Here is a 12,815-nt window from a genome sequence, read left to right as displayed (position 1 = left end):
ATGAAGAGAGAAGATAAATGATAAAAGGGATTGGAATCGACGCAGTTGAATTACCAAGGATTGCTAAAATTATTCAAGAAAAAACAAATTTTATTGATCGCGTACTAACAGTCAATGAGATTGAATTGTTTCGTGTATTACCCTTCCATCGCCAAGTAGAATTTTTAGGTGGGCGTTATGCATGTAAAGAGGCTTTTTCAAAAGCTTGGGGAACAGGAATCGGTAAAGTAACATTTCAAGAAATTGAAATTTTAAAAGATGTGCTCGGTCAGCCTGTTGTCACACAGTCCCCACATCAAGGAACTGTTTGGGTAAGTATCACACACACAGATGAATTGGCTTTTGCACAAATTATTTTGGAAGAATAGAAAGAAGGAAAGAAAATGGTTGTCGCTTGGAATCGTCCGACAAAAGCAATTATACATACACAAGCTATTACAGAGAATGTGGCAAATGAATTAGCAAGACTTCCAAAAGGAAAAGAATTATTTGCAGTTGTGAAAGCAAATGGTTATGGACATGGTGCGATTGAAACGGCACATGCAGCGATTGCGGGAGGTGCTACAGGCTTTTGTGTAGCTAACTTAGATGAAGGTCTAGAATTAAGAGAAGCAGGTTTCACTCAGCCAATTTTAGTCTTAAATATGATTCCTTTTACCGCAATCGAATTGGCAATTGCCAATGATTTGGCAGTAACGGTGGGAACCAAAGAATGGTTAGATGACGCCAAAGAATATTTTTCAGAACATGCAATTGAAGGCCAGTTGAAAATTCATTTAAAAGCAGATACAGGAATGGGACGAATTGGTTTTTTAACACCAAAAGAAATCAGAGAAGCAGTTGAATTTGCTCAAGCAATATCGTATTTTGAATGGGAAGGGTTATTTACACATTTTTCTACTGCTGACCAAGAAGATGATACGTATTGGAATTTACAAAAAAATCGTTTTTTAGCTGTTCTTGAAGAATTACCAGAGTTACCTCGCTATGTGCATGTTAGTAACAGTGCAACAGCTTTGTGGCACGACGAATCAATTGGGAATATGATTCGTTACGGAATTGCGATGTATGGATTGAATCCATCTGGTCATGCGTTACCAGAAATTTATCCATTACAACCAGCACTCGAACTTGTTTCTGAATTGATTCAAGTGAAAGAATTAGCTGCTAATGAAGGAATTGGCTATGGTGAAACATACATCACATCAAAACCAGAATGGATTGGAACCGTACCAATTGGTTACGCAGATGGCTGGTTGAGAAAGATGCAAGGATTTTCTTTATTAGTTGATGGAAAATTTTGTGAAATAGTGGGGCGAGTTTGTATGGATCAATTGATGGTTCGCTTACCTTATGAATTACCTGTAGGAACAACTGTGACTCTGATTGGGAAAAACCAGGATCAGGTGATTGCGATGCAAGATGTAGCCGATCAATTAGAAACGATTCATTATGAAGTAGCTTGTATACTAGGAACACGGATACCAAGAGAATATCAAAAATAAGGAGGATCCTATGGTAAAAAGAGGAGATATTTACTTTGCTGATCTTTCTCCAGTTGTGGGATCAGAGCAAGGCGGAACACGCCCTGTGCTGATTATTCAAAATAATTTAGGAAACCATTTTAGTCCAACGGTAATCGTGGCAGCAATTACTGCAAAAATGGCGAAACCTAAATTACCCACGCATATAGGGATCAAAGCAACGGGAACAGGAATAGACCGAGACTCCGTCATTTTATTAGAACAAATTCGGACCATTGATAAATCAAGATTGAAAGAAAAAGTGTGTCACTTAGATCGTGAAATTATGCAAGATGTCGATCGCGCATTAAAAATCAGTGTTGGTGTGGAGGCAATCGCTCCAGTATCAAAGTAACGATGATGTGACTTGCCTGAATGAAATTTAGTCGATATGTAGCAGCTCTGACTAACTTGATAAATTATATTTACATAGAATAAGCAGTGTTCGCAAACAATTGTGATATGAAGGCAAAAAAAGGTGAGGGCAAACGAAATCTCGTTTGCCCTCACCTTTTTAATTAGTTCTTCAGTCAGTCTTGCTTGCAAAGTATACGAAAAAGAGATTGGGACAAAAGTAGTCACCCGCAAGTTTTGAAGCGCAAAACTTTTGAACCGCATTTTTTCCGTGAAAGGAAATTCTTCAACTTATTCAAAACAGAACTTTGTAATTACCAGCTAGCTTTTTTAACGCCGGGAATCAATCCCTTATGAGCTAATTCACGGAATTTCACGCGAGACATTCCGAATTTACGCATGTATCCGCGTGGACGACCATCAATTAAGTCGCGATTTTTCAAACGTTCTGGGCGCGCATCTAAAGGGAGCTTACGCAAGCCTTCATAATCATGGTTCGCTTTTAATTCTTGTCGTACTGCCGCATAACGTTCAATCGTTGCTTGCTGTTTCTTTGCTTTTGCAATTTTTGATTTTTTTGCCATTGTGTTTCCTCCAATTGTTTAAAATTTATTTTTTATTTTGATATAAATCGTAATTGTTACGATTATGAGATGTCCGTTCATAATTTAGCACGTCTGATTAAAAAAGACAACTATTTTTACTCATACACTTTTTTTGTAAAAAATAGCACTTCCACGTAAACTAATAAAGAGGAGTGTGACAAGTATGAAAAGATTTGCGATAAAAGAGTATGGTTTAGCACAGGATGTATTTGAAGAAATCGATGCGAGTCCACGTGAAGTAAAGGATGGACGCCTTCGAGTAGCGTTAAAGGCATTTAGTATCAACCCATATGATGTATCTCTTCGACTTGGAAATATGAAAGAGGTTCGTCCGTTAAAATTTCCTTATGTTTTGGGAAATGATGGTGCCGGAATTGTAACCGAAATTGCTTCAGACGTGACTGATTTTGTTGTTGGTGATCGAGTAGTTGTCCACGCAGTTGGAGGGACCTATGGCGAAGAAATTGTTGTTCCCGCGAAAAAAGTAGCAAAGATTCCTGAGAAAATGGATTGGGCGCAAGCAGCGGGTATGGTAACAACAGGATTGACTGCGTATAATTTATTGACACATTTACTTGATGTACAACCAACGGATGTTGTGATGATTGAAGGAGCTTCTGGCGGTGTTGGTTCAAGCCTTGTCCAGTTATTGCATGCTAAAGGGATCAAAGTGTTAGCCAGTGCTTCCAAAAAAAATGAAGAAAAAGTACGTGAGCTTGGAGTAGCGGAATTCGCTGCTTACGATCAAGAAGATGCCGGCGAACGTTTTGCGAATCAAGCAGATATTGTAATTGATGCAACAAAAGGTAGCAAACGCGGGACTTCGGGTATCGAGATTATGAAACCAGGGGGGCGTTATGTTGCATTGACGCAACTACCAGATTTGGATCTACGAGAGAAAAAAAGTGGTTTTTATGAATCATTTGTTCCAAGAAAGGAATATCAAGATCAAGAAGCATTTTCTTATTTATTACGAGCATATGAAAAAGGAACATTCACTGTACCTATTAGTCAACTGTTGCCAGCAACATTAGAGAATGTCATCCATGCACATCAGTTAGTGGAAGGCCATCCTCCTGCTGGAAAAATTGTATTGACACTCGCTTAGTTATGCTATACTTTCGCATGAGGTGAGAGGATGAATAAAAATTGGCAAGCAATCAAACAACAGTTAACTGAAAAAGAATGGCTAACGAATGGTTATTATCGTTTACGTAAACAAGGAGAATACTATGAATTTGCTTTTTTACAACCAGGTCCCTGTGGTGATTTCATGTATCACCCGCAAATCACTGTTCAAGAAATAGCAAATGAACCAGTTCCAATCAAATGTTTTGATAATGGTGGTTCTTCTGTCCAATCTTTCGTAAGAGATGAAAGTAATCAACAACAGTTAAATGAAATATTTGAACAATTGATGCAAACCTATCTTGAAGAAAAAATAGGTAAATAATTTTTAATTCTGTCAGAAACTTTTTGGCGAGGACAAAACAAGAAAAAAGTTTTGTCCTCACTTTTTTATGTTTGCGAAAGAGATTTCATGGATTAGGGCTAAATTTTTATCATAAAATTATCATTCCACGTTATTTCATGATAAAGTGAAGGAAATAAAATTTAATAGTTTTTTAAATTGTAAGAGATTACAGTTCGACAGTTGTCCTTATATGTCAAAATTCTCGCTTTTTTTGATTAATGTTCATTGAAATCATAGAGAATTGCATGGTAAAGTAGTTCAGCTAGAAAAAAAGAAGGGGAAAATTATGGGATCAATCAAAAATACATTTAAACTTTACTTACTTGATTGGAAACGAATCTTTAAAAACCCGATTGCGACACTTCTGATTATCGCTATCATGATTATCCCTTCACTGTACGCATGGTTTAATATCAAAGCTTTGTGGGATCCATATGGAAATACTGGAGAGTTACCAATCGCCGTATACAGTGCGGATAAGCCAGTTGAATTTCAAGGAAAAGAAGTAGCTATTGGGAAAGAAGTAATAAAGTCACTACACAAAAATGACCAGCTGGGTTGGCAATTTGTTGACTCAAAAGCTGAATTAGAATCTGGTGTTCGTTCAGGAAAATATTATGCAGGTATTTATCTGCCAACTGATTTTTCTGAAGACTTATTAAGTTTTACCAGTGGGAACATTAAGAAACCAAAAATCGAATACACCGTTAATGAAAAAATTAACGCGATTGCGCCGAAAATCACTGATAAAGGTGCAAGTTCGATTCAGTCACAAATCACAGAGGAATTTATTAACACAGCAAGTTCAACCTTGCTAAAAGTTTTTAACGAAATTGGTTACGATATTGATTCCAACTTAGTGAGCATCAATAAAGTAAAAGATATGATTCTTTCTACTGATGAAAACTTGGATGACATTGAAGGGTATACCAAAAAAGTGCTAGAACTTCAAAGCCAACTTCCTGGCATCAAAGAAAAGCTCAACAAAGCAAATGAATTTGTTGACTATCTACCAAAAGTAGACGAAATGGGTGAAAAAGTCATTGCATTGAATGACAAGATGCCTGAACTTCAAGAACAAGCGAAGATTATTTTGGATCTACAAGAAAAAATTCCTGAAATCCAAAACGCTGGGAAACAATTAGCGATGATTGATGAAGATTTTGCTTCAATCCAAGATACAATGAATCAAGGAATTGATGAAGCAAAACAAGGATTAGTGATTATTGGCCAAGTGCAAGATGCTTTGCCAGATATCAAAAGATTGGAATCACAGGCAAGTAATCTTGCGTCGACAACTGAAAACGGTGCGACACAATTAAAAGAGGCTGTTCCAAGTATTGTGACCAGCGTGCAAGTGACTTTAAAATCAATTGGCGAAGTTGCCACTACGACAAATTCGATTATTGAAACAATCGAAGGAGCGATTGCAGATGGTGAACCGACAACTGAAGAAAAAGCGAATATCGGTCAAATCTTAACTGATTTTTCTGCTAGTTTGGGTCGTCAACAAGAAGCCATTGATCAAGTTGTCCAATTTATGACAGACTTACAAACAAGTGCTGGAAACAATAAACTAGACGACGTTATTGCTGGATTGAATCGTATTAAGACGATGCTTGCTGATTTGGATGAGCATGTGGGCAATTTAAATGAGATTGTTAAAACCGGCAGTACAGACGATGTAAAAAAATTATTAGCTGGCATCCAAGAGATTGCTTCAGAGATCGGAAAAGCAGCGACTGATTTGAATGTTAATGCAGTTGGCTCAACTGTTGAATCAATCTTAGATCAGTTGATTCACACGATTCAAACAGCAAATGGTGTCTTAGACAAAGCAGACCAAATCGACTTTGATTCGTTATTAAGTTCAACAAAGACAACTGTTTCAAATGCAGTTGGTATCCTAGAAAAATATCAAAAAGAAATGCCCGCAATTGGTCAAGAAGTCCATGATGCGAACACCATGCTGAATGGAAACATGAATACGATCGTTGACGGCATCAATAAAGGCGCTGACTTGTATAATAATGATTTGCCAGTCGTTGCGCAAAAATTAAACACAGCTGCTGATTTTATTAAGAATGATTGGCCAACTTTAAAAGGTGAATTAACGGGCACGTTGACAACGGTCAATGAAAAGATGCCAGAAGTTGAGACAGCTGTTAATGCTGCCGCAGACTTGATTACAAATGATTGGCCAAGTATCAAGGCAGGAATTGAAAAAGCTGCTGATGCTATCCGTAAAGGGGAAGAAGAAGTCGATCTTGGTGAAGTAATTAAATTATTGAAATTAGATGCGACAAAAGAAAGTGATTTCTTTACAAACCCAGTTGAATTGAAAACAAATCAACTGTATCCAATTGCCAATAATGGTTCAGCAAGTACACCATTCTACACGGCATTATGTATTTGGGTTGGTGCAGTCTTACTTTCAAGTGTAGCAACTACTGACTATTATCTTGAGAAAAAAGATAAAACAAAATTCACGAAGCGAGAACAATATGTTGCTCGAATGTTGACATTCTTAACGATTGGTTTGGCACAAGGATTGATCGTTGCTCTTGGAAATATCTTCCTATTGGGCGTAGACGTTCATAATCCAGTGTATAGCGTGTTATTTGCGTTATTAGTGTCCTTATCCTTCATGATGATTGTTTATGTGCTAGCGTCCTTATTCGGCAACGTAGGGAAAGGGCTGGCGATTATCATCCTCGTGCTGTCAATTTCAGGTGGTGGTGGGAATTATCCAATTCAAGTTTCTGGAAAATTCTTCCAAATGATCAATCCATTCTTACCGTTCACTCACGCGGTGAATTTATTGCGTGAATCAGCTGGTGGTATTTACTGGCCAACGGCAACGAATGCGATTTGGATTATGATTGGTTTGTTCATCGTCTTTGGGATTGTCGGAACGGCTGTTTATCCATTTATTGAATCTAAAATGAAAAAATTGCAGGAATACTCACACGAAAGTCATATTTTCCACTGAGTATGTTGCGATGAATCAAAAATTGAACTGGAATCTCTTGAGTGAATGGAGATTCCAGTTTTTCTATAATTAAAAATCTTTTCGTTTTTTGAAAGATTTTTTTAGTAGAATGTTGACTTTTATATTTGATGAGCGTACTATATCATCTTGTTTACTGTAAATTTTCGAAAACAATATTTAACATGAAAAAAAGTGTAAAGGAGTTTAAGAGTTGGATTACTTAAAAAGGTTGTTAGTCGGTAAACCGTTAAAGTCTGCTGAAAATGACGACCATAAATTGAGTCGATTTGCTGCGCTAGCATTATTGTCTTCTGATGCACTATCTTCGATTGCATATGGGACAGAACAAATCGTTGTTGTGTTGGTTGCTTTGTCTACCGCAGCAATTTGGTATTCATTACCTATTGCAGCATTTGTTATTATTTTACTTATTTCATTAACTTTATCTTATCGACAAATTATTCATGCTTATCCTCATGGCGGTGGTGCTTATGTGGTAAGTAGTGAAAACTTAGGGAAAAACGCTGGTCTGATTTCTGGGGGATCATTGTTGATCGATTATATGCTGACTGTTGCGGTATCTGTTTCTGCTGGGGCAGAGGCGATAACGTCGGCGATCCCAGCTTTGTATGGTCATCAGGTAGGTATTTCCGTCGCAATTGTCTTGTTATTGATGATGCTGAATTTAAGAGGGTTACGTGAATCGGCCTCTTTCTTATTAGTTCCTGTTTATACATTTATTATTGTCATTACCTTGCTGATTGTCGTTGGTCTGTTCAACATTGTGACTGGTGCAGTACCGTTAAATGCGACTGCCTTGCCAGGCGCGGCCGTTCCAGGTGTTTCGATTGCATTGATTTTACGTGCCTTTTCATCTGGCTCCTCTTCACTGACTGGGGTTGAGGCAATCAGTAATGCGGTACCGTTCTTTAAAAAACCACGGGCGAAAAACGCTGCGGGTACGTTAACAATGATGGCTGTCATTTTAGGATTTTTCTTTGTGGGAATTACATTCATTAACTACTGGTATGGCATCGTACCTGAAACAGAAGTGACGGTCTTGTCTCAAATCGGTAAAGCTGTCTTTGGACATGGTGTGTTGTATTACGTTTTACAATTTGCAACTGCTTTGATTTTAGCAGTAGCCGCAAATACTGGTTTCTCTGCGTTTCCAGTTTTAGCGTTTAATTTAGCAAAAGATAAATTCATGCCACATATGTATCAGGATCGTGGTGACCGTTTAGGTTATTCAAATGGGATCATGACTTTAGCCTTTGGTTCAATCATCTTATTGTTTATCTTCCAAGGATCAACGGAACGATTGATTCCACTTTATTCGATTGGTGTATTTATCCCATTTGCTCTTTCTCAAACAGGGATGGTTATCAAATGGCGAAAAGAAGGTAAGAAGTGGTTGCAAAAATCAATTGCAAACATTGTTGGAGCATTTATTTCTTACTCGATTATTATTATTTTGTTCATCTATCGTTTAGGTGATATCTGGCCATTCTTTATCATTATGCCTATTGTTTTGTTTGTTTTTTACAAAATTCATGGACACTACAAAAATGTGGCAGAACAACTTCGCTTAGAAGAAGATGCTAAGTTACATGATTTTGATGGAAATACGGTGTTAGTTTTAGTGGGAAATGTTACTCGTGTAAACATTGGAGCGTTGAATTATGCACGTTCGATTGGGGACTATGTAGTAGCAATGCACGTATCCTTAGATGAAGATGTGGCGAAGGAAAAAGAAATCGAAGCCGAATTCAAAAAACATTTTCCTGATGTTCGTTTTTCGGTTGTTCATTCTTCGTATCGTTCAATTGAAAACCCAATTATTCGCTATGTGGATCTAGTGAGCAAAAATGCAGCAAAACAAAACTATACGACAACGGTGTTGATTCCACAGTTTGTACCAAACCGTCGTTGGCAAAATATTTTGCACAACCAAACAAGTTTGCGTTTACGTTTGCGACTTTCTTGGCGAGAAAATATTGTTATCAGTACCTATAGTTATCATCTGAAAAAATAAGTAATGGAGCATAGCGATTACTTTATCAATAAACAAAGATTGTGGATCCAAGTGCTCAGTTTCGAAAAAATAATTCATAACTGTCAAAAATGGCTACTCATATTTTTGAACAGTTATGAATTATTTTGAGGAATTGCTTTGGGAACACTGTGAATAAGGTTGTGGTGCAAAACGTTTAGCTCTGACAAGATAGCGAGCAGACACTCAAAATAGTTTTTCATATTTTGAAGTGAATGTGAGCTATTTTGAGGAGTTGTTTTGGGAACACTGTTTATAGAAAAAAAAGCCCTGTGACAAACTGTCGCAGGGCCTTTTTTTCTATTGTTCAGCTTCGTACACTAAGCTTTTTTTGCTGCAGGATCTAAGCGTCGTTCTACGATACCAAGTACCCAGTCGGTAATGATCGCCATTAAAGCTGTTGGTAACGCACCTGCAAGAATGATTGAAGCACCGTCTGTTGCATTGGTCCCGCGGATAATGATGTCACCAAGGCCGCCGGCACCAACGAATGCACCAATCGCAGTAATTCCGATCGCAACAACCAAAGCGTTACGAATCCCAGCCATAATGACCGAAACAGATAAAGGTAGTTCCACCATGATTAAACGTTGACGAGCAGTCATACCCATTCCTTTACCGACATCCAAAATATTTTTATCTACTTGGATCATGCCAGTATAAGTGTTTTTGATAATTGGTAATAAGGAGTACAAGAAGACCGTAACAATAACTACGTTAACACCTAGCCCCAGTCCAATCATCAAAATAGAAAGCATTGCTAAAGAGGGGACAGTTTGAATGATGTTTGCTAAGCGAATGACCCAATTGGCAAGTTTGCGTTTACGAGAGATCAATATCCCAATCGGAATCGCTACAACAGCGGCGAAAAAGACACCGTAAATTGAAATCAAGAAGTGACGGATAAATTGACTAAAGACATAGGCACCGTTTTCTTGAAAATAATAGACGAATTGTTGAAATAAATTCATTTTATCCATGCAATCACTTCCCTTCCTCAAAATAATGATGTTCTTTCAAAAAGCGTTCGGCAACAACAGAAGGTTCCACCAAATTGTTGTCTGCCTCATAATTTAATTTTTGCATTTCCTCTGTAGTGATCGTACTACCTAATTTTTGTAAGGCTTCCTCTAGGTGAGGCGTGTCTTTCAACACTTGGTTTGCGACGACCGGTGCAGCATCATAAGGTGGGAAGAAGCTTAAATCATCCTCTAACATCACCAAATCATAACTTGCAATTCGTCCATCAGTAGAATAACCTAATACGATGTCCATTTTTCCTGCTTCAACAGCGTCATAGACTAAACCAATTTGCATTGGCAAGATAGATTCAAACGAAAAGCCATATGTTTCTTGGAAGCCATCATAGCCATCACCTTTACGGTTGATCCAAGAAGTATCGACACCTGCAACGAGTTCATCCGCTACATTTTTCAAATCACTGACTTTCGTTAGATTGTATTTCTCAGCTGTGTCTTTGCGAACGAGAAAGACATACGTGTTTTCAAATCCATAAGAAGGAAACCATGTTTGATTGTACCGTTTTTCAAATTCTTCTTTCACTATGGCAAATGCTTTTTTAGGATCTTTTTCAGGCGGTAGCCCTAAGGTAGTTGTTAAGTCCGTTCCTGTATAGCGTGCCGCAGAAATCGAAGCGTCCCCATTAATCATAGCTTGGTGATTAATCGTTGTTGTTGCTAAATTGTTGATAATCGTTGTGTTTTTGTCTGTATAATGTTCAACCATTCCAGCGACAATCCCTGCAAGAATTTGTGCTTCTGAAGTAATGCCACCAGTAATCGAAATCGTTTGGTCATCCGTATTACTTGCTAAGCCTGGCAAAGAACAGCTACCGAGAATGAGTGAGAGTCCAAAAAGCAAAATGAGTTGTTTAAGTCGTTTCATTCATCATTCTCCTTTCTAAGCGCAATCGGAGTGAGATGTGTTTCTAATAAACCAAGTAAGAAATCAGCAAGCAGAGCTAAGATCGTTACCGGAATCGTTCCAGCAAAAATCAGATCTGGTTGATAATTATTTAGTCCACTAAAAATCAAATCACCTAAACCGCCTGCACCAATGTAAGAGGCTAAAGTTGCCCAAGCAATCACATAGACTGCAGCTAAACGAATCCCAGCCATAATCGTTGGCATCGCGATTGGAAGTTCCACTGAAAGAATGGACTGCAGATTGGTCATGCCCATTCCTTTGGCAACATCTCGATAGTTCCAATCCACATTTTTCATCCCAATATAGGTGTTTCGTAAAATAGGCAATAGCGAATAAATAAAGAGAGCAATAATTGCGGGTGTTTTTCCAACGCCTAGCAAGGGTATCATCAGAGCTAACAGTGCCAAAGAGGGAACCGTTTGAAGTGCGCTACTAATACCAATCACAATCGTTGCCGCTTTTTGAAAACGAGTTAAGAGAATCCCTAGCGGAACTGCAACCAAAATACCAAGTGCTAGAGCGAAAAAAGAAATATAAAGATGTTCAGCACTCTTTGTTAAAATTTCGGCGCCATGCTGATTAAAAAACTGCTGCATGAGCTAGACCTCCTTTGTTTCTACAGGCTTCGTTGACTCAATCGCATCTGTGATAGATTGATCTTCTCCCCAAATCACATCATAAACAATATCAACTAGTGAAGCACGAGTTAAAATACCAACTACTCGGTTTTGTTCATCAACGACAGGCACGTATTTTAGTCCACGTTTTAAAATCCGTTGTAAAGTGTCACGTAAATAAGCGGATTCTTTCACGTAGAAAACTTTAGGATTTAAAATATCCCCAACACTCGAAACTTTGCCACGTTTTCGGTCAAGTGTTTCAACATCAATGAAGCCCTTCAATACATTTGAGTTGTCTGTTACTAAAAGGGTATCCACGCGTTTTTCGCGCATGAGTTTGATTGCTTCTTGCAATGATTTTTCTGGAGTAATCGTAATGGCAGTGTTCAACATGACTTCGTTGACGCGTGTCGTGTCCGGTTTTGCTTGAAGCAAACGATCTTCACCGATAAGTTCTTCTACGAATTCATTGGCAGGGTTACGTAAAATATTTTCTGGTGTATCAAACTGGATCACTTTTCCTTCACTCATGATAGCGATACGACTTGCTAATTTTAATGCTTCGTCCATATCGTGGGTAACAAAGACAATGGTTTTCCCTAGACGTTCTTGTAAGTCTTTCACTAGATCTTGCAAGGCGTCACGCGTAATTGGATCTAGCGCGCCAAATGGTTCATCCATCAAAATAATATCTTGATTAGCAGCTAATGCCCGAACGACACCAATTCTTTGTTGTTGTCCGCCAGAGAGTTCGCTTGGATAGCGATCAAGCATCTCACGAGGTAATTCGACAAGGTCAATCATTTTCTCGGCAGTTTTATTACGTTCTTCCTGACTAACTTTCAGTAGCTTTTGTACAAGTGTAATATTTTCTCGAATGGTCATGTGTGGCATCAAACCAATATTTTGAATAACATAGCCAATTTGTCGGCGTAGTTCAACCGGATTGATATCTAGGATGTTTTTTCCATCAATCAAAATTTTTCCTTTAGACGGGTCGGTCATTCGATTTATCATGCGCATCGTCGTTGTTTTCCCACTACCACTAGTTCCGATAAAGCAGATAAATTCTCCTTGTTCAAACGAAAGATTCACGTCATCAACAGCAACTTTGTTTCCTTTATAAATTTTTGATACATGTTGAAATTCAATCAAATTTTCTCACCTCAAATTATCATTTTTTTAATCTTCACATAACTAGTATGGCTGAAAAATCGTTAACATACAAATCGAAGGGTTTGAAAGAA

The 12,815-nt window shown here is 38.0% G+C and carries 12 protein-coding genes; 7 read left to right on the top strand and 5 right to left on the bottom strand.

Features of this window, described 5'->3' with window-relative positions; all coding sequences use genetic code 11:
* Positions 1-17: 17 nt before the first annotated feature.
* The 3 genes from acpS to RV17_RS05505 are packed head-to-tail and all read left to right on the top strand — an operon-like array spanning position 18 to position 1,878.
* A complete protein-coding gene (gene acpS / locus RV17_RS05515; RefSeq protein ID WP_067483359.1) occupies positions 18-368 on the top strand; it encodes a holo-ACP synthase in 351 nt (116 codons plus the stop codon).
* 15 nt (positions 369-383) lie between these two features.
* A complete protein-coding gene (gene alr / locus RV17_RS05510; RefSeq protein WP_071868721.1) occupies positions 384-1,505 on the top strand; it encodes an alanine racemase in 1,122 nt (373 codons plus the stop codon).
* A gap of 10 nt (positions 1,506-1,515) precedes the next feature.
* Positions 1,516-1,878 (top strand): type II toxin-antitoxin system PemK/MazF family toxin, encoded by a 363-nt coding sequence (locus tag RV17_RS05505; RefSeq protein ID WP_067483355.1) that lies wholly within the window; start codon positions 1,516-1,518, stop codon positions 1,876-1,878.
* A 313-nt stretch (positions 1,879-2,191) separates the two neighbouring features.
* Here RV17_RS05505 and rpsN read toward each other — a convergent pair whose 3' ends face one another.
* On the bottom strand, positions 2,192-2,461 hold the full coding sequence (gene rpsN, locus RV17_RS05500; protein WP_067483353.1) for a 30S ribosomal protein S14: 270 nt from the start codon (positions 2,459-2,461) through the stop codon (positions 2,192-2,194).
* Positions 2,462-2,645: 184 nt separating this feature from the next.
* Here rpsN and RV17_RS05495 point away from each other — a divergent pair, with 184 nt between their 5' ends.
* The 4 genes from RV17_RS05495 (at position 2,646) to RV17_RS05480 (ending at position 8,983) form a co-directional block, all read left to right on the top strand.
* Entirely contained in the window at positions 2,646-3,590 is a 945-nt protein-coding gene (locus RV17_RS05495; RefSeq protein WP_067483351.1) for an NADP-dependent oxidoreductase, read from the top strand.
* Positions 3,591-3,620: 30 nt separating this feature from the next.
* Positions 3,621-3,935 carry a hypothetical protein gene (locus RV17_RS05490; RefSeq protein WP_067483350.1) on the top strand — a complete coding sequence of 105 codons (315 nt, stop codon included), beginning with the start codon at positions 3,621-3,623 and terminating at the stop codon, positions 3,933-3,935.
* 307 nt (positions 3,936-4,242) lie between these two features.
* Positions 4,243-6,948 (top strand): YhgE/Pip domain-containing protein, encoded by a 2,706-nt coding sequence (locus tag RV17_RS05485; RefSeq protein WP_071868720.1) that lies wholly within the window; start codon positions 4,243-4,245, stop codon positions 6,946-6,948.
* A gap of 211 nt (positions 6,949-7,159) precedes the next feature.
* A complete protein-coding gene (locus RV17_RS05480) occupies positions 7,160-8,983 on the top strand; it encodes an amino acid permease (RefSeq protein WP_067483346.1) in 1,824 nt (607 codons plus the stop codon).
* A gap of 338 nt (positions 8,984-9,321) precedes the next feature.
* Here RV17_RS05480 and RV17_RS05475 read toward each other — a convergent pair whose 3' ends face one another.
* Genes RV17_RS05475 through RV17_RS05460 form a run of 4 tightly spaced genes read right to left on the bottom strand, consistent with a single transcriptional unit; the run spans position 9,322 to position 12,723 of the window.
* Positions 9,322-9,981 carry an ABC transporter permease gene (locus RV17_RS05475; protein WP_067483344.1) on the bottom strand — a complete coding sequence of 220 codons (660 nt, stop codon included), beginning with the start codon at positions 9,979-9,981 and terminating at the stop codon, positions 9,322-9,324.
* A 4-nt stretch (positions 9,982-9,985) separates the two neighbouring features.
* Entirely contained in the window at positions 9,986-10,906 is a 921-nt protein-coding gene (locus tag RV17_RS05470; protein ID WP_071868719.1) for an osmoprotectant ABC transporter substrate-binding protein, read from the bottom strand.
* Complete coding sequence (locus tag RV17_RS05465) at positions 10,903-11,544, bottom strand: ABC transporter permease (protein ID WP_067483340.1); 642 nt, start codon at positions 11,542-11,544, stop codon at positions 10,903-10,905. Before RV17_RS05465 ends, RV17_RS05470 begins: the two co-directional genes overlap by 4 nt.
* Positions 11,545-11,547: 3 nt before the next feature.
* Positions 11,548-12,723 carry a betaine/proline/choline family ABC transporter ATP-binding protein gene (locus tag RV17_RS05460; protein WP_067483338.1) on the bottom strand — a complete coding sequence of 392 codons (1,176 nt, stop codon included), beginning with the start codon at positions 12,721-12,723 and terminating at the stop codon, positions 11,548-11,550.
* Between the last annotated feature and the right edge of the window lie 92 nt (positions 12,724-12,815).

Origin of the sequence: Enterococcus thailandicus, from assembly GCF_001886265.1 — a bacterium.
Taxonomy (GTDB): Bacteria; Bacillota; Bacilli; order Lactobacillales; family Enterococcaceae; genus Enterococcus_B; species Enterococcus_B thailandicus.
The sequence above is the reverse complement of the archived record's forward strand: the minus strand, read 5'-3'. Positions and strand labels throughout refer to the sequence as shown.